The following is a 21123-nucleotide window of genomic DNA, read 5'->3' as shown; positions in this document are numbered from 1 at the left end:
CGAAAACTCTAGCTAATCTATATTCCATATTTCTGCTCGCGTTTCTCAAAAGCACGGTGTCCTCCTTCAAGTATAGAGCAAACCTTGGATCGAATACCTCTTTCACTTTTGACATCGCCGTCTTCGAGTGCTCCGGCATAATAGGAAACTAGCTCGCCATCATTGCTGGCAACGATTACTTGCTCCGCGTCAGAGTTAACTACTAAGTTGGCGTTGTGGGTGACGATTATTACTTGTCTGTATTTTTTTATAATGTTGAACAATGGGACGAGTTCGTTAACAATGAATTCGTTGTCCAGATCGTCTTCTGGTTGATCGAAGATAAATGGACTGCCGAAAGGATCGGTGGCAAGTTTTAAACATACGTAGAAAGTGCCCCGCTGTCCTACAGATAGTTTATTAACAGGACGGCCTTTGTAGGTGAAGTCAGCATTTACATACAGGAAGTTTTTTATGCTGTCGGGGGAGAAGAGGTAGTTTATTAGTTCGTATCTGCCGCCTTGATTGAAATACTCACCCTTCCAAAAAAAATCTTCGATGCTGACAAGTGTATCTTCCACAGTTATTATTTTTTGACCGGATAGTAGTCTGAAAAAATCATCTTTGCTGGATACGCCGAATGTGAGCTGAAGTTTTTCTAGCGATGTCTTCTCTGCCGATCCTCTAAACTTCCCTCTGTTTATGCAGCGTTCCAAACCTGAATAAAAAGACTCTAAGTCGAAAATCGTTTCTCCAGTAATATTAATGTCTGAAAGCATGCTCTGGACTAGGTTATTTTGTTCATCATTCCAGTCAGGGTTTCTTTGTTGCAGCCTGCCAAAAGCTGCGTCTACATCGATTCGCATGTTTTCAATATAACCGTTGTATTGTCCGGATAGTTCTCCTCTTCGTGCAACATAGGAGTGATACTCTTGTGTCTTGGTTTCTATTTCATCGAGTTTATGTTTTGCCTGATCAATGATGAACTGGTATTCGTTAATTTTGCTGAGTAGTGAAGAAATATCTTGATTGATTCCTTGTGCGGCAAACTCTTTGCGAATGACTTCGTTGTCTCTATCTAAAGCCGTCACAGTGGCTTCGGCAGTTGTGATGTTTGAGGTCAATATTTGCAGTATGTTATCAATGTTTGCAAAAGGAGACTTAATAACAGAATCTCTATAGTTATTGTATTCGGTGATGCGCGTGTTGATTAGGGCAATGCTTCGTTCTATTTCGGATTTTATTTCTTTTGAACGGTTTATGAATGCATTGTTTTCATTGATTGTGCTGGAGTTTTGTTGATAGCGCTGTATGAGTGTGCTGTTTTGAGGGTTCGTTAATGTTGATATTAGCTGGGTGTTCTTTTCGATCAAAGATTTTTGGTAGCCTGGTTTGTTGATTGGTTTATGGTCGGGGTCAGTAGCTTCCCAGTATTCAACAAATGCTCTATAGGAGCCCAATATGCCGGTGAGTTCCTGAGTTGCAATAGGATCGTATACATTGAAGCGTATGCCAAGCATCCGCTTTATTTCATCGCTCAAGGTGGATGGGTTTTTACTGAAATCGTGAATTTTTCCTTGGGATACGTGGAGGTAAGAATAAGATCCGTCTGCTAAGTCATTGAATTCGATTTCAACTCCCTGTTCCCCTCCTTGATTGATGGTGATAGTAATGTCTTCAACTGAAACTCCCCTCACTTTCTCAGAGCCTTGACAGTTTCCGAGCTTGGAGAACATGGCATCGAGGAAGAGACTCTTGCCGGTGCCGCGGCCACCAATTATTGCGACCATGTTAGGATTTAATGGTATGTCTTGGCGTTCAAAACATAACTCACTATCGCTAAATATTTTGCCGTGAATAGAGATTTTACTGAAATATGGCTTTATAAAACTTTTTTCAGTAAAGTCATCTGTTTGTTGTACTCGATCTGCGGGTTCGAAAACAGTTTGGCGGAGGCCTTGAAAGGTAGGCATTGCTTTAACCCAAGTATACTTTTCACCTATTTGGGCAAGTGAGTGAGCATCAGAACAACTGAATACTGGTTTGGCTAAAGCGTCAATAGTACGGTTTGTATCGAGAAAAAAACTACGATCTCTTGGGCGGCCGAAAATAATATGACCTAGCTTTTCTAATTCCAATGCTACTGCTACAGATCTCCCGTCAGTTTTATTAGGTTGAAACCCACCATATCCGTTCGGACAAATTGCGACAAAAAAATCCTTTCCGGGCTTAAGTACGCTGGATAGATAGTTTATTAAGTTCTGGGCGTCGATAACTATTTGCCCGGCATCCAGACCTGATGATCGGAATGAACTTTCGGAGCACCATATTGGTTTGCTATCATTTGTTGTGTTTTGGACTATGTATTTGGATAGTAGTTCGTTTATTTCCTGAGTGGTGAGGTGCTCCGCAAATATTGCGTGCAAGTTTATCCATTCGCCATCTTTATTGGACTGAGTGATTCGAAATTCGATGTTTCCAAAAACCGTGGCTTTTGAACCCTCCGTAATTAAGGCGGCTTTTACGAGTTCCAATTCATTTTCTTTAAAGTAAAAGTAATTTGTTATTCCTACTACCGCTAAGTTTGCGGTCTTAATGGCCTTGGCATAGTCAGATAACGAAGTTTTATCGAAGTTGTTACAAAGATTGGTTAGGGGAGAGTGGAGGTGTAAATCCCATTTGTTCCAAGTCGAACCAATCATAAAATCCTCGCATTTCACGTCGGGTGTGCGAGAAAGATAGCTGTGCTATGGCCTTTTGCCAGATTTATGTCTGTCGGTGAAAGATTCCTTGGATAAAAAAATTCGTGCAAAAAAGCACTTATCCCCCTCCCGCCGACGGGCTTTGCGTCATTTTTTTGTGCAAATTCGGATGTAGTGCAAACGAACCTGCAGCCCAGGCGGGCCGTGGGGCTTTGCAGGCGATCGCGTATTGCACAAAGTGCAAACTTTTGAGGGGAACTGCAGTGCGGCTGCACATCGGTGAACGAGTTAGTCGTGGAGGATGTATCGCAGAAGTGCCCGTTTTCATTGGGGGCAAGTGTTCGAAAACGTGCGAACCAGGTGATTTTTTCAATCTTGATCGGTCTTCAGGTGGGGTTGTTGGTTCCTGAACGATCAGATTAAAGGAGGTTTAGAAGCCTCGTTTTCAGGGGGCGGGCGGGGAGCGGGATGAGTAATGAGCATTGCACAATTGATCATCCCGCCACGTCTAACGAGTGCGGTGTTAGCCGTTCCCTAATATTTACTCGTCCTCATCATCGAGATCTGTGATGAATTCAATCTTGCCTCTGACCTCTACGCCTTCCGGAGCTTTCAGAATGGGGTCATCAACGTGCAGACCTGTATGGGTCATTGAATACGTAACTGTCCACTCAAACGTCCCAACAGGGGATTCTTTAGTGAAGACGACGCTATATTCAGTTGGATCTTCTTTGTATGAGGGCTTACTCCAGGGCTCAAACGGGCCTTGCTTCAGCTCGTCAGCCTCGATCGTCATCCAGCTATCGTCCTGTGGCTCGACGGCCCCCGGGTCTTCATTAGGCTCTTTGTAAGTAAGCGCGCCGCGCGGAATTATTGAGGTACCCATTTTGATTCCTTCTATCAATGGTCATTGTTGATTTGCTGCGGCAGAAGGCTATCAGTAAAAGCGTTTCAGGTGTGTTGAGCTTCAGCAGACCATCATTGCTCCTTGCAAATGGGGGTATCCGCTCCACAAATCCACAAAGATCTCGCCGTGCTTAGACCGTCATGGAATCATCCCCATCTGGGGTAGCATGAGCCTTGGATTTTCGTGAGGCAGTAGCTGTATGGATATTTCAAAGCTTAGACACGGTAAGCGGGTGAGCGTACCGAGAGAAAAGGTGATTCAGCGTCGACCCTGGGAAGAGCCCTATGGGACGGTTGTTGGGACGGTCAGTCCGGGCGGGGTATCAGTTCGGCTAGACGGGGAGTGCGCCACTGTTATGCGTTTTCGGCCCGAAGAGTTAGATGACGAATAAGGACAAGGACTCGATCATTCAGTGTCCACATTGTGTCCACATCGCCCGTAAACTTATTCGGAAATTGACTGCCAATGTTCCGCTTCGGTCAAAAATTGCTGGCATTGACCGCTATGCTGGGGCGCAGAGGGTTGATAGGAAATCAACTCACTCATGACGCTATTCCTTGTAAGAAAGATGGGCAGACGTTACTCACCGACGCAAGCCAGGTAAAGCGCCGTGACTGACCCGCCAGTCACCGTTTCCCGGCTTGCCCAGCGTAGCGCGCCACATGGCTGGCGCTTCGCCTTCTATATAGAAAGGCCGCGCCCACCGAAGATTGGCCGGTTTGCCATGGCCTGTCGGAGCGTGGAAACGACTTCTTCTCTTAACCGCATGAAAATTCTGAAAAAAAGTTTGCCATCGGAAAAGCTTTCGACTACATTAGCGCGCCTCGACAGACAGAACATGTTTGAAGAGATACGGTGAAGTGTCCGAGTGGCTTAAGGAGCACGCCTGGAAAGTGTGTATACAGGAAACTGTATCGAGAGTTCGAATCTCTCCTTCACCGCCACATTCAGTAAACACAAACCCCTGATTTTCCTAGAGAAAGTCGGGGGTTTGTGGTTTTTGGCGTCTGGAAAATGGCGATATGGGAACGATATGGGACTGGACGCCTATTTTTGGCCTCTCATTGTTGTGCCTTGGTGCCGCTTGGTGCCGCTTGGTGACTGCCCCGAGAATGGCGAGAGGGCGAATCGTTCACAGATTAAAAACGGCCTAGAGAGGCCAATCGACTGATCCGGTGGCGGCGGCTAAAAGCCGATTAGCCTGCTTACTATCCGCGCCAATGGTGGCGCCATGTGTGGGGAATTTCAGTCTTGTCGGTTTGTAGAACCAACCGTTACACAATAAAAATTTGGTTATTCATAGCAGCATTTTGATGCCGAATAAGTATTGCCTACTGTCAGGTTTGACAGGTGCCACTCTCCATGCTTTCAGTGATTATTTAGCGGCTTGATCATGTTAATTATCTTGGAGGTAAAAGTTTATGGAAAAAATAATTAGCGTAAATGAATTCAACTATTTAATCTCAAGAGAAGAGACTAAGGGTTCTCTGCGATCGTTATCGATTGAAGATGAGCGTTTATCAGCGGGGCAACGTGTCAAAGTTGAATATGAGGGCGCGGTTTATACAGGTAGTGTGACGGATTATTTTACAACTTCTAGCGGGGACTATGCGCTAGGGGTAAATATTGATGTTGATGCCGGGCTGCAGGTTAAATACTTTCTTGCTCGGAAAGAACCAGTAATTACACGTTTGTAAAGGAAGTCTGCATGAGGTGTCTGAGCAATCCATTTTTGATTAAATCAAGGTTGGCATCTTTAAAGCCCAGCACCTCACGCTGTTCATAACGCACCTCTGTCGTCATGCGCTCGGCGCAATCCTTTCCGCGCAGCTTATGCTTTTTCCGCCGCGCGTATTTGAATGATTCGTTGCCGCTGGCTGCGTCGCAACGTTTGACCGAGATTGCGGGCCAGTTTGTTGCGTGATGCCGGTTCAAGCTGTCCAAGCAATCCTGCTGCCCAATCCTCCAGCGTTGGTTGGTCATTTCGGTAGCCCCCATTCGCTACCGGTGCCCTGAGCGCCAGGTATTCAGTTCGGATGAGGAATTTGGCAGTTCGTTGGAGTTCCCCTGAATAACGGATAGTGGTGTTGCCCCAATCGTCTTTGCCCAACACTACGCGCTCGATCAGGGGCAAAGTCAGGCTCGAGAATGTCTGCCTTGAACTGAATGCCATCCGCGGCTTTGCTGAGGTTCTCCAGCAACTCGGATTGGTGGACGCTCAACCAACCAATCAAGTGCAACATGACGCTGTCGGGATGACCGGCGAAGTCGATGAAGATGACTTGCAGATCGAAACTGTATTCGAAAGAGAGCGTCTGCGCGGCGATGTAACGAACCTTGCCATTGTCGATGAAAATCAACAGTCGGTCGGGGTTGTTCATGGCTTGGCCTGATGATGTTGGTAATTCATGTCCGCTCTACCTTGCGGGTGAAAAACGTCTTGGCTGCTCGGGGTTGGCTTCGAGTACTGCTTAGGTCACGCCGGCGGTGCGGCCTTAGTGACGCCAGCACAGTTCGTCGATGCTTGGGATCAGGTCGTCGGCGTTCTGGTTACCGCTGTTGGTGCTGTCATGGGAGCGGTAGTCGACATTTTCAGCATCGTTTTGTGCCAGTAGCGATGTGCCATATTGTGTGATGGCAATGCGTCATCACGCGCTTCTAAAAGTTCAATGATTATACAAAAATAAAAAGTTGTACAAGTTTTCCTAAAGTTTATAGCATCCCTTCCAGATATCTTTGCTGAATCGATCAACCTTGCGTGCAGGCACCCTGTTTGCGACGTGTTGGTTTGTCTGCCGATGCTCGCGTCGGGTTTCTCTTTGATGCATCAACAGCATCGCATTTTGCATTTCCGGGACAGCTGGAGTGTTCCGTAACACGCCTTGGATGACGACCCCCGAATATCTGGACGGTGACTGCAGTTGCCGAAGATCTATTTTTTGTGCCTGACGTTTCGCGTCAGGGCGTTTGAGGCTGAATATGGCAGTAGCATCGAATTTCCTGGGTGACATCAAGGTTTCCCGCAAGCTGGGAACCGGTTTCGGCATTCTTTTGCTGGCTGTTTTGGCCGTTGCTTTCATTGGCTATAACAGCAACAACGTGCTGGTTGATCGCTTGAGTACGACGCGCCTGATTGGCACGTTGAATGACGCTACGCAAAATATGCGATTGTCCGAAAAACAGTACGAAGCTGCGGCTGACGCTGCTTTCGTTGATTCTTATCACGCTCAGCTCAATGTCTTGCAGGGCTTGGTGGGCAGGGCACTGGAAACGTTGACGCGTGCCGAAAACCAACAAGCCTTGAAGGCTTTGCAAGCGTCTATCCTTGCCTATGATGAAAAGGTGAAGCGGCTGATCGATGCCGACAAGTCGACGACGGATGCCTTGAAACCGCTGAGTGCGCTGTCCGACAAGTACGCAGACACGTTTGCCGGGATGCTTGAAAGCACCACAACCAGCGCTCTGGCGTCAGCCGATAGCGAGCGCGTTCGGGAGTTACGTACGGTGGCTGACTTGCGCAACGGCATGACCCTGTTTCGCCTGATGTTGCGTCGCTACATCGCGGTGCCGAATGAGGTGAACAAAAATGTGCTTATGGCGACGACCGACACGTTCCTGAGCGATATCACTGAAGCGCGTACCCGTTTGCCGGCGACCCTGTCGAGCCAGGTTGAAGAAGCGTACGCCGGGATGCGTCGTTATCGCGACGTCTTGGTGGAAGTGGCCGGGCTGTTTGCGCAGAAGCAGAGCATGCGTCAGCAGGTCGATCAGGAAAGCAAGGCGATGGACAGCATCATGAACGGTCTGATGGATACCCAGCAGCGCCTGGCGCTTGAAGATCAGCGCTCAGCGTTTATTCAGATGGCGGTGTTGACCCTGTTGGCGCTGTTGGTCGGGTTGTTCGCTTCGGTGGTTATCTCGCGCCAGATCACTGCGCCGCTGGCATTGACGGTTGATCTGGCTCGACGAATTGCCAAGGGCGATCTGACGGTACAGGCCAAATCAAATCGCAAGGATGAGTTGGGCGATCTGCAAAACGCGATGCAAGACATGGCGCAGAACCTGAACACGTTGGTGCAAGGCATCGGCAATGGTGTCACGCATATTTCGACCTCGGCGGAAAAACTTTCGGCGATGAGCGAGCAGACCAGCGCGGGTGTTCGTCAGCAAAAAAGTGAAGTCGATCAAGTCGCCACGGCGATGCACGAAATGGCCTCGACGGTGCAGGAGGTCGCGCGCAACACCACCGATGCGTCCGCGGCCGCGACGTTGGCCGATCAACAGGCGCGCCACGGCAGTACGGTGGTGAAACAGGCGACGGTGCAGATCAGTGAGCTCGCTGTGGCCATTGAAGCGTTGGGCGGTGCGATGAACGTGCTGTCTCAGGACAGTGAGCAGATCGGTAAAGTGATCGATGTGATCAAGGCCGTCGCCGAACAGACCAATTTGCTGGCGTTGAATGCCGCTATCGAAGCAGCGCGGGCGGGTGAGCAAGGACGTGGATTCGCCGTGGTAGCAGACGAAGTACGCTCGCTGGCCCAGCGCACACAGGACTCGACCAAGGAAATCGAGGCACTGATCATTACCCTGCAACAAGGCACGCAAGCGGCCTCTACGCTGATGGCCTCCAGCCGCGAGCGCACCCTCGATACGGTGGTGTTGGCGCAAAAAGCCGAGTTGGCGATTACCGAGATCAATCAGTCCATCGGTACGATTCAGGAAATGAGCCTGCAGATCTCGGCCGCTGCCGAGCAGCAAAGTGCCGTGGCCGACGAGATTAATCGCAGCATCGTCAGCGTGCGTGATGTGGCCGACCAGTCGGCGGTTGCCAGCGAAGAGAGTGCGGCAGCGACGATTGAGCTGGCGTCGCTGGGGCAGGACTTGCAGCGAATGACTGCGCATTTCCGCACCTGATTATGCGAACGATCAGTCCACGGCACCTTCAAATATTCAGGCGCCGTTGGGCTAAAGTGATGCTTGGGTTGGCAGATAACCCGGCTCAAGCGCTGTTTCTTTATTTATCACCACGGACGGTTGCAACCCATTATCAGGGGGCGTCATGACCGACTTTCCAAAAACATCCGCCTCACCCGGAGGCTGCCAGGGCTGCAAAAACCAAGGCGCGCCGGATCTGGATTTCGCCTTTGCGTTTCAGCCCATTGTGGATCTGCGCGATCAAACAACCTTTGCCCATGAAGCCTTGGTTCGCGGCGTGAATGGTGAGGGGGCGTTGTCAGTTCTGGAGCAGGTAGACGATCAAAATCGTTATCGATTCGATCAACTGTGTCGTGTTCGGGCTATTTCCACGGCGGCTCAGTTAGGTATGACCGAGTACCTGTCGATCAACTTTTTGCCGAATGCCGTTTACCGTCCGGAATTGTGCATTCGCAGCACGCTTGAAGCGGCGCGCGCTCACGGGTTCCCGCTGGATCGCTTGATCTTCGAGGCGGTTGAGGGCGAGCACGTTGAAAAGAACAGCCATCTGACGAACATCTTGCGTGAGTACCGTGAGTTTGGTTTCAAGACGGCGATCGACGACTTTGGCGCAGGCTATTCCGGTCTTAACTTATTGGCGGACTTTCAGCCGGACTTGATCAAGCTGGATATGGCGTTGATCCGGGATATCCACCTTGACCGAGTTCGCCAGACCATCGTGCGTAACGTTGTGAACATGTGTAGAGAGTTGGGCGTCGAGGTGATCGCCGAGGGCATAGAAGAGGCGCAGGAAAGAGACTTTCTCGCTGATTGCGGCATTTATCTGATGCAGGGTTTCTGGTTCGCCAAACCTGCTTTCAAGTCACTGGCGCAGATTCCAAAGGGGGCGTGGCTCAAGCGCTGAGCGTCTTCAGCTCGCACTGATCCGCTCGATAACGGGGGCCAGCGCCGAGCGTTTGTGTAGCCACTCAGCCTTGGTAATCCCCAATAGCACGACGTCAACCCGCACTCCATCTTTCACCACGTTCTGTCGCCGTACGCCTTCCACTTCGAACCCGAACTTCTGGTGCATTTTGACCACCGCCGAATTCATCGCCAGCACTTCGCAATTCAGCTTTTCCAGCCCCGCGACGTCAAAGGCGTAATCCAGCATCCAGAACTCAACAACACTGCCCAGTCCTTTACCCTGCAATCTGACATCCAGATAAAACGCCCAATCGGCGGTTTTGTGCATTGCATTGATCGCATTCAACGAAACAACCCCGGCCGCTTGTTGATCCTTGATCACTACAAAAACCTGCTGCCGTGGGTTGGCCTGCAAGGAGGCCAGCCAGTTGGCATGTTCCTGTTCGGTGATTTCGTGGGAGGTGTACATGTACTTGCGCACGTCTTGCTGATTGCGCAGGTGGCGGACGTGGGCCTGGAGGTCGGGGCTGGCTTCGGTCAAGGGAAGAAATTGCATGCAGATGTCCTTGTCTGGCGCTGTGATTCTGAACTGGCGCTGTCGATCACGAAAGTTTCATGTTGCCGGGTACGGCGCGGGCCTAGGATGCTGACACAAGATCGTTGCTTTCCATCCCGAGGGGAATCGTGCCATGAGTCTGAACGTCGTCAAAGTGTTGTTGATTGCGACTGTGTCGGTGTTGAGTGCGTGTTCGGGGGCGGGAGGGTTGACCACGACAAGTTGTTTCTCCAGCGACTGTCAGTCGCCGCAGGGGCGCAATGCCAACACCTTGAAGTTTGGCGGGAGCAATATGGCTAACAGCTTCAACCAATACAGCTCCGGCCTGTTGCATGACGACTGAGGATTACTGCTCAGGTGTTACGGCAATCCATTCACTCAGCACTTTCTGATATTGGCCAGTGACCTTGCTCAGATGCAGCCACTGATCGACGTACAGTTTCCAGCTGATGTCATCGCGCGGCAGCAGGTAGGCTTTTTCCCCGTACTGCATGAATTGGTGCGGGTTGACCGCACACAAGCCGGGTTTGAGCTTCTGCTGATAACGCGCTTCCGAGGCGTCGGTGATCATTACGTCGGCCTTGTTGTCGAGCAGTTGCTCAAAGATCGTCACGTTGTCGTGCAGGGCCAGTTGTGCCTTGGGCAGGAAGGCATGAACGAAGGCTTCGTTGGTGCCGCCGGCAGGCTCGACCAGTCTTACGTTGGGCTGGTTGATCTGTTCGAGGGTCTGGTACTTGGCTTGATCGGCGCAACGCACCAGCGGGATCTTGCCGTCGACGTCAAGGGTGTTGCTGAAATAGGCCTTTTTCTGCCGTTCCAGGGTCACCGAAATCCCGCCCATGCCGATGTCGCACTTACCGGCCTGCATGTCGGGCATCAGGGTTTTCCAAGTGGTCTGCACCCATTGGACTTTGACGCCGAGGCTTTCGGCCAGCGAGCGCGCCATGCTGATGTCGATGCCTTCGAATTCGCCGTCGTCGCGCTTGAAAGTGTAGGGCTTGTAGTCGCCGGTGGTGCAGACGCGCAGTTGGCCTTGTTGCTGGAGGGTGTCCAGATGTGACGATTGTTCTGAAGCCTGAGCGCTGAAGGTCAGGGGCAGGGCCAGCAGGGTACCGAGCAGGATTGTGGTTGTTCTCATGGCTGTCGAGCTTCCAAGGGATCGGAGCGAGAAGTTAACCACGTTCTTGGCGCTGATCCCTATCGGTACGATGCACTTACAAGCCTAATCCCTCCTGCACCACCTGCAACAGGTTGTTTTCCGTCAGTGCAATCGCATCCAGTTGCTGCCCGGTTTCCATCGACTGCAACCACCAATGGCTTTCGTGGTGCTCATCGACGGTGCGCAGCAGGGAAGTGTCTTTGCCTGGCAGGGTAATCTGCACACGACCGCAACCATCCTCGGTAAAGCGTGCGATGGGATCAAACGTGAGGCTGTGGTGGTTGGCCTCGATCATCAGTTGGTCGATGGCGTAATCATGGGTTTGGCCGTCGGGCGAACTTTCGCAAACGTGGGTAGGGTTGCGTCGAATCTTCAGGCCGACTTCGGTCACTGGCTGCAACCACGCCTCGATGCGGTGGTACAGGTCATAGACCTGCGCCGGCCAGCAATCGATCTCCAGTTCCGCGCAGGTAATGTCGTCCGCGGGGGTGTGCCGGGTTTGCTTGAGCTTCGCGGCGAGTTCGTCTGCTTTACTCATTTCGGATCCCTGTGTTTGATGTCTGCTTATTAATCGTAGACCTTTCAACGGAGTACAGCGTTGCCTTGCGTCATGCGCTTGCAACACAAGCGTGTCGAAATCATGGCTGACCCAGTCGGGTCAGGATCGAAAACCACGGACGCAAGCGTCCCAAGGAGCGGGTGTATGAAAAAGCTGTTTACAATTTTGGCGGTGATTGCGCTGACGGCCGGTAGTATCGGCCTGAGTTCGGCGCGCCAATCCCAGGCCAGCAAGGTGCAGGCGGAATCAGTGGCGGGGGTGTTTGATTACTACCTGCTGTCGTTGTCCTGGTCGCCGACGTTTTGCCTTACACACAAGGACGACGTGCAGTGTTCCGGCAAAGGTTACGGTTTCGTGCTGCATGGTCTGTGGCCGCAATACGCCAAGGGCGGCTGGCCAGAATTCTGCCCGCCGATGGCTACGCTGTCGGCAGAGCAGAGCAGCAAGGGCATGACGCTGTTCCCGACCCGCAAATTGCTTGATCACGAATGGTCGAAACATGGCACGTGCAGTGGTCTCGGCGCGATGGGCTATCTGGATGCGGCGGATAAAGCGGTGGGCGCGGTGAAAATCCCGCAAGAGCTGCAACCGTTCAGTACGTCCTATTACTTTGAGGCGCAGGAGATTTCCGACTTGTTCCGCAAGGCTAACCCGGGGATTGCGGCGGATGGCATCGCGGTGATTTGCAGCGGCCCGGAATTGTCGGAGGTACGCGTGTGCATGGGTAAAGACCTGCAGCCTGGCGCCTGTGGCAAGGGTGTGAAAACTCAGTGCCGGGCAGGGGATATTCGGGTTCCGCCGTCGCGGTGATGTGATCGGCAATTGTTCAAGGAACGGCGCCTGAATGGGCGCCTTTTTTGCTTGAAGGTAATGGCTTCTTAGGGGGCAGCCCTTCGCTGCACCTGCTCTCGATGTGTTCGACTTCGTCGAACGGCCGCTGCGCTCCGACCCCCGGATCAATCCCGGAACGAAGCCTGCCGACGGGCCTTTGAGGTCAAGCGCTGTACGCGAGCTAACGCTCGTTGTGTGTACGCAAATTAAAACTGTAGGCGCCAGCCTGTTGGCGATGGTGGCCTGCCAGCCGACCAGTCTCTGGCGGGTGCCCCCATTCCCTGTAGAGGCTGCCGAAGGGTGCGATCTTTTGATCTGCGTTGGCCTTTGACTTGGAGCCCACCGTAGCGAGGGAACACTGAGTCTTGGCGAGATGAAGTACGTCCGGAAAAAGTGACCCGCTGTAAGAGCGGAACCGCCAGCCGCAACACCCAAAAAACGGATATTCACAAAGGCTACAAGAGCATGGTCGGCCCAACGGCCGCCTCGCTCAATCAAGCAAGAAAAACGCCGACAGATGTCGGCGCTTTAGTGAGTGCTGAACGTATTACCAGTTGTAGGTCACGTCGGCGGTCATGGTACGGCCTTCGCCGTAGTAGCAGTCGAGGGTGCTGTTGCACGCGGCAACGTACTTCTCGTCGGTGAGGTTCTGCAGGTTGGCTTGCAGCTTCACGCCTTTGATGTGCAGCGGCGATTTTTCCAGGTCATAGGAGACCATGGCGTCATACACGGTGTAGGACGGGATCTGGAACGAGTCCGACTCGTAGTCCGAACCGTAGCTGCTGCGCACGTAGCGTGCACCCAGACCCATACCGAAACCGGCCAGGGCAGTGGAGTTGTCGAAGTCGTAGTTGACCCAAGCGGACGCGGTCAGTGGTGGACGCATCGCCAGGGTGCGACCTTCACGACCGTCGTTGTCTTTCTCCCACTTGGTCTGGTTACGTGACACCGCAGCCATTACGCGCAGGTTGCGGGTGACATTGACCTTGCCTTCCAACTCGACACCACGCGAGCGCACGGTCCCGCTCTGGGTGCTGAAACCCGGATTGTTGAGGTCCGAGGTGAGCATGTTGTCCTGGTCGATCTGGTAGGCCGAAACCTGGATGAAGCCATCGATGGACGTCGGCTCGTACTTGATACCGACTTCGTACTGCTTGCCGGTGGTGGGTTCGAATGCGCCGCCGCCCATGTCAGTACCGGTTTGCGGCAGGAACGATTCGGCGTAGCTCACGTATGGCGTGATGCCGTTCTCAAACTCATAACCAAGGCCGGCACGACCGGTGAACTTCTCGTCCTTCTGGTTGGTGTGGCCGCGAGTCAGTGGTTGCTTGTTATCCGTTTCAGCGAAGTCATAACGACCGCCGAGTGTCAGGAACCACTGGTTCCAGCGCAGTTGATCCTGAGCGTACAGGCCGGTCTGCGTGATGGTGTTGTCCCATTTGTACGGCTGGCGGAAATTGATCTGGCTGCCATATACCGGGTTGTACAGGTCGATACCCGGGGCGGTGCGGTCATAGAGGCCAAGGAACTGCGAGTTGAAGTGGTAGTAGTCCACGCCCAACAGCACGGTGTGGTCGATATCGGCAGTCTTGAACTTGGCCTGGGCGATGTTATCGATGCCGTAAACCTTGTTGTGCTGCGACCAGTCCACCGCGTAACGGTTCTGGTAGCTATTGTCGTTAAGGCCGGTGACCGGGTTGGTCGGGAACGAATAACCGTGCAGCGGCGCCACGTACTGGTCGTTGACGTCGGCGTAACGAGCGTTCTGTTTCAGGGTCCAGACGTCGTTGAGTTCGTGGGCGATTTCGTAACCGAGGACGAACTGCTCGCGGTGGTACTTGTTCACGTCCGGCTCGCCAATGAACCGGCTGCGGCTGATACGCCCGTTCGAGGTGCTCTTGACCGTGCCGAACGCAGGTAAACCCTGGGCTTCCGGTACGTCGTGGTCTTTCTGGTACTGGCCGAAGACAGTGATGGTGGTGCGGTCGTTCGGTAGCCAGGTCAGGCTTGGCGCCAGCAACATGCGGTTCTGGCTGGCATAGTCGATGGCCGAGTTGCTGTCGTTGAACACGCCGGTCAGGCGATAGAGGAACTCGCCCTGATCGTCAATCGGGCCGCCGAAGTCGAAGGCACCGTATTTACGGTCATAGCTGCCGCCACCGATCTTCACTTCGTGCAGCGCAGTGGCGGTCGGACGCTTGCTGACCATGTTGACGATACCGCCAGGCTGGTTCTGGCCGTAAAGCACCGACGCAGGGCCCTTGAGCACTTCGACGCGCTCCAGGGTGTACGGGTCGATCTGCAGCGAACCGCCGGTGCTGCCGCCGCCATAAGGCATGTGCAGGCCATCGAGGTACAGCGGGGTAGGGGAAAAGCCACGGGAGGTTGGCTCGTCGAAAATCTTCACCCGGTCTGCAAAACCGCCGCCGGTCATGCCTGGTGTGTAGAGCAGGGCTTCGGTCACCGACTTCGAACCGCGCATCTTGATTTCGTCTTGAGTCACGACGTTGATGGTCTGCGGAATTTCCTTGATCGCCGTATCGGTTTTCGAACCCGAGGCGCTGCGCTTGGCGACGATCCCGGCAACCGGACCCCAGGCTGATTCCGCGGAGGCGGAAATGTTGGTCGGTGCCAGATCCAGGCTGGCGCCGTTGGCGTTGCGGGCGCGCAATGCGACGTTGTTGCCCTGCACGCTGTAGGCGATGTCGGTGCCATTGAGCAACTGGGCGATCGCGGCCGTTGGTTCCAGGTTGCCGTTGACGGCGGTGCTGCGCAGGCCACTCACTTCATCCGGGCTGTACAGCACCTGGAGGTTGGTCTGGCGGCCGAATTCCTGCAAAGCGCTCCCCAGCGACTGAGCAGGAATATTGATCGCCACGGCGGCGGCCTGGGCCTGGCCTGCCAATGGCAGGGTCAGAGCCATGGCGCACAGCGCTGGCAACGTGGAACCTAAGGAGCGGCGGATCAGCAGAGCCTTGGCGAGCGGGTGGAGTCCGTGCGGTGCGGGCATTGTTCTTCTACTCTTCAAAGTGTTGACTGAGAACTATTTCTATTAACTGTAAGTAAGACGTTGAGCCTTCCGAAAACCGGAAAGACTCAACGCACTTTTTTTACAAATTTTTCACAATCAGGCGGGTTGAAGCTCGGTGACCACTTTGCCGGCGTTCATGCGCACCAGTTGATCGGCGACATCGAAGTAACGATCGTCGTGGGAAATGACGATGATGGTTTTGCCCAGACGCTTGAGGTCAGGCAGCAGTTCGGTATAGAAGATGCGGCGGAAGGTCGGGTCCTGGTCGGCGGCCCACTCGTCGAACACCAGTACCGGCCGTTCTTCCAGCCACGCGTTGATCAGGGCCAGACGCTTGCGTTGGCCGGTCGAGAGGTCGGTGGTCGTGAACGAACCGTCGCGCACGCTGACCTTGTGCGCGATTTCCAGACGCTCCAGATATTTGTTGGCATCTTGCGGAATGTGCGTGTCGCCCTGCACCACGTCGTCGAACAGGTAGTAGTCGGCGAAAATCGTGGTGAACAATTGACGGTAATCGTCACGGGTGGTGGCGTCGATGATCTGCTCGTTGAGGCGGATTTCACCTTGCTGCGGCGCGTACAGGCCCAGCAGCAGTTTGATCAGGGTGGTTTTGCCGCAGCCGTTCTCGCCCACGATGAAGAGGATGTCACCCTGTTCGATCTTCAGGTTCACCGGCCCGAGACGGAATGGGATCGTGCCTTGTACGGTCGGAAAACTGTACGAGACGTCGGTCAGCTCCAGGCTCTGCACCGTTGTCTTTTTATGGCCTTGATCGTTGAGCAGCAGGTGCGGTTCGGGTGAGGAAAACTGCTCGGACAACTCGGCGATACGGCGGAACGCGATCTGCGCGCGACTGACAATCGGCAGCGCGGCAATGATGTGTTCGAGCGGGCCTTTCATATACAGCAGCACCAGTACAAAGCCGCTCATGACCGCTTTGTCGGCGCTCGGCCACAGCGATTGCAGGCCCAGCGCAAGACCGATCACGACGAAGAACAGCATCGAACCGAGCGTCTTGGCGATCACGAATATGTTCACCGATCGCACCTGAATGTCGCAGATCTTGTCCGCCGTGCCTTCAATGCCCGAGACAAACATGCGGTGCCGGCGCGGACGGTGGATGCGCAGTTCCTTGGCGCCCTCGGCGAGCGCGTGGTAGTGCTTCTGCAGTTCGTCTTCGTAGTCGCGGGCCTTCATGAAACCCTGCATGCCACGCCCGCGAGCAATGTACTGAACGACCGTGCCGATCAGAATGGCGACCACCGTCAGCAGAAACATCGGCCACGACAGCATCGCCAGATAACCCATGCACCCGAGGGTCACGGTCATCGAAATCGCCAGCGGGGCGAATGCGAACGCGAAGTCGCTGATGGTGTCGACGTCGTGGGTCAACACCGGAATCAGGCGATGGCTGCGGTAGCGCTCGATCTGCTCGATCGGCGCCGAGAGGACTTTCTCGCCCAGTTCCTTGCGCAGTTTGGCGATGATGTGTTGGCCGACATAGTTGGTGCCAATGTCGGAAAAAATCGAGGTGGTCAGGGCTAGCAGACACAGGCCGGCGAAGACCGCGACCATGGTGTTGCTCAGGTCGCCTTCGCTGTGCAGCACGCTGTTGATGGTTGCCAGTAACGCGGTGACGCTCAGACCACCGACCATGCCGAGCAGGATCGCGCCGGTGACGATCAGCCGAAAGGGTTTGAGCAGGGCGAACAATTCATTGATCACCCCGCGTGTTGGATTGCTCATGGAGGTTCCCTGCTTGAGAGAGCGGCGAAGGCCGGCATTGACTCGCGGGCTTCGCCTGGATGACGTAGAGGGCGGTGGCGCGCCGTGTCGGTTGGCGCCCACCTGTAAAACGACTGGCAGGACGGCTAATTTAGCCGGGCGATAGCGCTACAGATCGCGGGCGACGCGAAAGCCGATCCAGTCGCCGCGCGTGTCGGTGTAGGTCGCGTTGCGATTGCCGGAGCGCGAGAACACTGGCGCCTCACCCCAGTCGTTGCCGCGTATGCGGCGCACTTCGCATTTGCCGCTCGACCAGGCACTGCCATCGCTGGGCGCACCGACGTAGTTTTCGTTGTAGCAATCGGCTGTCCATTCATAGATGTTGCCGTGCATGTCGTAGACGCCGAAGGCGTTGGCCGGGAAGCTGCCGGCCGGCGCAGTGAAGTTGTAGCCATCGGCGGCGCCGTAGGTGTTGGCGTGTTTGGCGATGCTGTATTCCTTGCCCTCATCGAACGGGAAGGGGAAGGGGCCGCTGCTGCCGGCGCGGGCGGCGTATTCACGCAGGGATTCGCTGACCAGTCGATATGGCTTGCCGGTTTTCTTCGACAGCCACGCCACGTACGCCTCGACTTCAGGGAAGTCCATGCACACCGCCGGATGCTTGTCGGTGTACTGCTTTTTCGGGTCGCTGCCCTGATAGTCGGGAATGCCGGCCTTGCAGGCGCGACCGGGGCGGGTGTCACCGTCGGGCATGTTGTAACCGGTGTCGGTGAGGTAGGCGTCCCACTGGCTCTTCAAAATCTGAAAGCGGCTGATCGCCAGCGGGTTGGCAAACGTCACCGGGTGCATCGGGCCTTCGTCAGGTTCGCGGCCGACTTCGTCATCCGGAGTGCCCATGGTGAACGTGCCGGTGGGCAGTACGACCATTTCCGGGCAGTCCTTGCAGTCCTTGAACACCTTGCCCGGCGCAGGTGGCGTGGCGGCGTGGGCGGCGCCTGGCAGCAGGCTGATGGCGAGGGCGGTGAGCATCAGTGCCGGCACAGCCTTCAAGGAAAAACGACGCAGTTCACTGTTCATTGGAGGGGGCTCGCTAAAAGGAAAAAAAGGGATCGCGCGGGATCAAAGAGCTTGGTCGAGCACGGCCAGCAGTCGGTCGATCTGGGCTTCGTCGTTGAGCAGCCCCGGAGCGGTGCGGATGACCGGGCCGACATCGCGGTTGACGGCATCGGCCACCACACGATTGCTCATCAGGTGCGCAGCGATCTTGTCGCTGTCCTCGTCCTTGACCCGGAAGAACGTGAAGCCGGCGGACAGCTCAGGGCTCAATGGCGTGACGAGTTCAATTGACGGGCGTTGTTGCAGGCGTTTTTTCAGGTAGCTGTTAAGCGCGTGAATGCGCGCCTCGACCTCTGCCTTGCCCAATTGCAGGTGCAACTTGAACGCTTCGTCCAGCGCCCAACGGTGTTCGAACGCGTGATAGCCACCGGGGGTCATGGTGGTGGAAAACGTTGTCGCTTCGGAGAACGTTGGAATGATCGGTGTGATGTACCTGACCTCTTCGAAGCGGCTGCAAATGAGGCCGGTGCCGCGCGGGCCGAACATCCATTTGTGGGTGCCGGCGATAAAAAAATCGCAGTTCATCTGCGTGAAACTCAGGTCGTCCACGCCAAAACCGTGAACGCCATCCACCACATAAATGATTCGGTTAGCGTCACTGCGCCCACGGTTGTGTTTGTCGACGAGGGCGCCGATCTCGCCGATCGGCAGTTTCAGGCCGCTGCCCGAATGCACCCAGCACATCCCCAGCACGCGGGTTTCGGGGCGAATGGCGCTGTCGATGGCGGCCAGGATTTCAGCTTTGCTGGTGCGGTGCACATCTTTGAACAGAGGGATTTTGCGCACCCGCGTGCCGTCGCGTTCGGTGCGCAAAGCGAGGATGGTGTGAGTCGCGTAATGCTCGTGGACGGTGGTGAGGATTTCCTGATCGGCGCGCACATGTACGCCGCCGTAAATCGTCGCCAAGCCTTCGGTGGTGCTGCCCGTCAGCGCGATCTGCTTCGCGTTGACTTGCAGGTAACGACCCGCCCAGATCCGCACGTTTTCTTCGCGCTGTTCGATCACACCCAGATCCCAGTCCATCGCCAGGCCAGGGTTCTTGTCGAGGGCGGAGCGGTGCATTTCGATGGCGTCGCGCACGGGTTTGGGGTGCGAGGTGACCAAAAAATTGGAGAAGTGCAGGTAATCCGGATCCTGATCGAACAGTTGCTGCAACTGCGCCCACTTGTTGCGTGGCAACGGCGCGGCTGCTGAGGCGCTGGCGACACTCGGCAGGCTCGCCCCCAGTGGCAACGCCGCGGCGAGAATTCCCGCCTGCTTCAGAAAGTCACGGCGATTGCTCATGGCTTGGCGGTTTCCTGCGCGGTGGCCAGCGAAGGTTTCGCGGCTTTTTCGACCTGATCCCAGACCCGCAGGAAATTGCCTCCCCAGAGCTTGGCGATGTCGGCTTCGGAATAACCGCGCGAGATCAGCTCGGCGGTGACGTTGCGGATCTCTGCCACGTTCTCGAAACCTTTGACGCCGCCGCCTTCATTGAAGTCGGAGCTGATGCCGACGTGATCGATGCCAATCTTGCGCACCGCGTAATCAATGGCGTCCCCCAGATCCTTGAGGCTGGCTTTCGGCTCTTGTTCGAGGATCCCGTAGAGGCGGCCGGCGTACTGGCCGAACTTCTGCTCGGACCACGCGGCAATGATCGGATCGCCGGGCATCAGCGCCATGGCCAGATTCGGCAATGGCGGCAGGTCGAACGCCTTGCGCATTTCGTTGAGTTTGTTCTGGGTTTCCAGAGTCAGCGGACGCAGGTACTGCGAGAACGCGACGATCTGGACGACGCCGCCGCTGTTCTTGATCAACTGCATTTCCTTGTCGCTGAGGTTGCGCGGAATATCGACCATCGCTCGCGGCGCCGAATGCGAAGCCACCAGTGGCGTGCGGCTCAGTTGCGCGACTTGCTCAAGGGCCTTGGTCGACATCTGCGATACGTCGATGATCACACCCAGATCGTTCAGGCGCTTGACCGCTTGCCTGCCCAGATCCGAGAGGCCATCGAGGGCGTCCGGCGAATCATTGAGGAACGGCAGCGGACGCGACGAATCGGCCCAGTCGTTGTTGCCGATGTAGCTGAAGCCGAACATGCGCATGCCGCGTGCCGTCCACATGTCCAGCAGGCTCAGGTCGTGGCCCAGTGGATAGGCGTTGAGCATGCTGATGAAAATCACGAACTTGCCTTCGCCGTGCAGGCGCCGGAAATCGTCCGGGGTGTAGGCGATGGCGACCTGATTGGGATAGTCACGGACCATGCCGGAAATGATCTTGAAGCGGATCTCCTGCTGGTTGCGCGCCTCTTCGACGAAGCCGGGCGTCGGTTTGTGAGGCGCATTCGGACCGTTCCACATTTCCGGCCAGCCGAAGATGGTCAGCGCAGCGCCCGACAGACGTCCACGGTTGGCCTTGGCCAGATCGAACTGGCCGTCACCGTCCTTGTCGGCTTCGTGGCCGTCGGTGCCGAAATTTTGCGTCAGGCTGACATGGCTGTCGAAGGAGAGCATGCGTTCGTGCAGCTCATCGGCCTGTTTCATGACTTTGACCGGGTAGCCGAGGTCGTCCTTGAACCCGAGTTGCCAAACGGCAAAGCCTGCGCCGGCGCTGATTGCCAGGGCCAGTGGCAGGCCGATCAATAGAGCCTTTTTCGAACGTGGTTTTGTCATTGCCATCTCAGTCAGGTTCGCCATCGAGGTGCAGGCGCGGGGGCCTTTGCTATCTGGGAAGAACGA

Annotated in this window: 17 protein-coding genes, 1 tRNA gene and 2 pseudogenes; 8 read left to right on the top strand and 12 right to left on the bottom strand. The window is 55.0% G+C overall.

Annotation, left to right across the window (positions count from 1 at the left end):
* Positions 1-17 precede the first annotated feature (17 nt).
* Together AACY50_RS07215 and AACY50_RS07210 are read right to left on the bottom strand one after the other, a co-directional pair.
* Complete coding sequence (locus tag AACY50_RS07215) at positions 18-2681, bottom strand: TrlF family AAA-like ATPase (protein ID WP_339538357.1); 2664 nt, start codon at positions 2679-2681, stop codon at positions 18-20.
* Positions 2682-3222: 541 nt separating this feature from the next.
* Complete coding sequence (locus AACY50_RS07210; protein WP_339538356.1) at positions 3223-3567, bottom strand: hypothetical protein; 345 nt, start codon at positions 3565-3567, stop codon at positions 3223-3225.
* A gap of 631 nt (positions 3568-4198) precedes the next feature.
* Here AACY50_RS07210 and AACY50_RS07205 point away from each other — a divergent pair.
* From AACY50_RS07205 to AACY50_RS07195, 3 genes are all read left to right on the top strand, one after another.
* On the top strand, positions 4199-4447 hold the full coding sequence (locus AACY50_RS07205) for a hypothetical protein (RefSeq protein ID WP_339433880.1): 249 nt from the start codon (positions 4199-4201) through the stop codon (positions 4445-4447).
* Positions 4443-4532 (top strand) — tRNA-Ser (locus AACY50_RS07200). Before AACY50_RS07205 ends, AACY50_RS07200 begins: the two co-directional genes overlap by 5 nt.
* Positions 4533-5009: 477 nt before the next feature.
* Positions 5010-5285 carry a hypothetical protein gene (locus AACY50_RS07195; RefSeq protein ID WP_339538355.1) on the top strand — a complete coding sequence of 92 codons (276 nt, stop codon included), beginning with the start codon at positions 5010-5012 and terminating at the stop codon, positions 5283-5285.
* On the opposite strand, the gene AACY50_RS07190 is transcribed toward AACY50_RS07195, so the two are convergent.
* On the bottom strand, positions 5272-5571 hold the full coding sequence (locus tag AACY50_RS07190) for a hypothetical protein (RefSeq protein ID WP_445261474.1): 300 nt from the start codon (positions 5569-5571) through the stop codon (positions 5272-5274). The genes AACY50_RS07195 and AACY50_RS07190 overlap by 14 nt on opposite strands.
* A pseudogene (locus AACY50_RS07185) lies at positions 5568-5969 on the bottom strand (phage tail protein). The gene AACY50_RS07190 and the pseudogene AACY50_RS07185 overlap by 4 nt, the downstream one beginning before the upstream one ends.
* 598 nt (positions 5970-6567) lie before the next feature.
* Here AACY50_RS07185 and AACY50_RS28715 point away from each other — a divergent pair.
* The 3 genes and pseudogenes from AACY50_RS28715 to rimA form a co-directional block, all read left to right on the top strand.
* A pseudogene (locus AACY50_RS28715) lies at positions 6568-7644 on the top strand (methyl-accepting chemotaxis protein); the annotation flags it as partial.
* Entirely contained in the window at positions 7630-8502 is an 873-nt protein-coding gene (locus AACY50_RS28710; RefSeq protein ID WP_409339157.1) for a methyl-accepting chemotaxis protein, read from the top strand. The pseudogene AACY50_RS28715 and the gene AACY50_RS28710, both read left to right, overlap by 15 nt.
* Positions 8503-8647: 145 nt before the next feature.
* On the top strand, positions 8648-9427 hold the full coding sequence (gene rimA, locus AACY50_RS07175; protein WP_339433467.1) for a S6 modification regulatory phosphodiesterase RimA: 780 nt from the start codon (positions 8648-8650) through the stop codon (positions 9425-9427).
* A gap of 6 nt (positions 9428-9433) precedes the next feature.
* Here the strand turns inward: rimA and pseH are convergent, their stop codons facing one another.
* The gene (pseH, locus tag AACY50_RS07170) at positions 9434-9985 is read right to left on the bottom strand and encodes a UDP-4-amino-4,6-dideoxy-N-acetyl-beta-L-altrosamine N-acetyltransferase (protein ID WP_339433466.1); all 552 of its coding nucleotides are present in this window, start codon (positions 9983-9985) and stop codon (positions 9434-9436) included.
* 133 nt (positions 9986-10118) lie between these two features.
* On the opposite strand from pseH, the gene AACY50_RS07165 reads away from it, so the two are divergent.
* On the top strand, positions 10119-10328 hold the full coding sequence (locus tag AACY50_RS07165; protein WP_339433465.1) for a hypothetical protein: 210 nt from the start codon (positions 10119-10121) through the stop codon (positions 10326-10328).
* Positions 10329-10331: 3 nt separating this feature from the next.
* Here AACY50_RS07165 and AACY50_RS07160 read toward each other — a convergent pair whose 3' ends face one another.
* Both AACY50_RS07160 and AACY50_RS07155 read right to left on the bottom strand, forming a co-directional pair.
* Entirely contained in the window at positions 10332-11123 is a 792-nt protein-coding gene (locus tag AACY50_RS07160) for a transporter substrate-binding domain-containing protein (RefSeq protein WP_339433464.1), read from the bottom strand.
* Positions 11124-11199: 76 nt separating this feature from the next.
* Complete coding sequence (locus tag AACY50_RS07155; RefSeq protein WP_339538354.1) at positions 11200-11682, bottom strand: hypothetical protein; 483 nt, start codon at positions 11680-11682, stop codon at positions 11200-11202.
* A gap of 165 nt (positions 11683-11847) precedes the next feature.
* Here AACY50_RS07155 and AACY50_RS07150 point away from each other — a divergent pair, with 165 nt between their 5' ends.
* Positions 11848-12513: a ribonuclease T2 gene (locus tag AACY50_RS07150; RefSeq protein ID WP_339433462.1), complete on the top strand. Its 666-nt coding sequence runs from the start codon at positions 11848-11850 to the stop codon at positions 12511-12513.
* A 568-nt stretch (positions 12514-13081) separates the two neighbouring features.
* Here the strand turns inward: AACY50_RS07150 and AACY50_RS07145 are convergent.
* The 5 genes from AACY50_RS07145 to pvdM form a co-directional block, all read right to left on the bottom strand.
* On the bottom strand, positions 13082-15544 hold the full coding sequence (locus tag AACY50_RS07145) for a TonB-dependent siderophore receptor (RefSeq protein ID WP_339433461.1): 2463 nt from the start codon (positions 15542-15544) through the stop codon (positions 13082-13084).
* Positions 15545-15661: 117 nt separating this feature from the next.
* On the bottom strand, positions 15662-17311 hold the full coding sequence (locus tag AACY50_RS07140; RefSeq protein WP_339433460.1) for a cyclic peptide export ABC transporter: 1650 nt from the start codon (positions 17309-17311) through the stop codon (positions 15662-15664).
* 147 nt (positions 17312-17458) lie between these two features.
* The gene (pvdO, locus tag AACY50_RS07135) at positions 17459-18367 is read right to left on the bottom strand and encodes a dihydropyoverdine dehydrogenase (protein ID WP_339538353.1); all 909 of its coding nucleotides are present in this window, start codon (positions 18365-18367) and stop codon (positions 17459-17461) included.
* Positions 18368-18409: 42 nt separating this feature from the next.
* Complete coding sequence (gene pvdN, locus AACY50_RS07130; RefSeq protein WP_339433458.1) at positions 18410-19690, bottom strand: pyoverdine-tailoring periplasmic protein PvdN; 1281 nt, start codon at positions 19688-19690, stop codon at positions 18410-18412.
* Positions 19687-21057, bottom strand: coding sequence for a pyoverdine-tailoring dipeptidase-like protein PvdM (gene pvdM, locus AACY50_RS07125; RefSeq protein WP_339465565.1), 1371 nt, complete (start codon positions 21055-21057; stop codon positions 19687-19689). The genes pvdN and pvdM overlap by 4 nt, the downstream gene beginning before the upstream one ends.
* Between the last annotated feature and the right edge of the window lie 66 nt (positions 21058-21123).

It is taken from the genome of Pseudomonas sp. RA_15y_Pfl2_54 (assembly GCF_963971015.1).
Classification (GTDB): domain Bacteria; phylum Pseudomonadota; class Gammaproteobacteria; order Pseudomonadales; family Pseudomonadaceae; genus Aquipseudomonas; species Aquipseudomonas baetica_A.
This window is presented reverse-complemented; position numbering and strand designations above follow the sequence as displayed.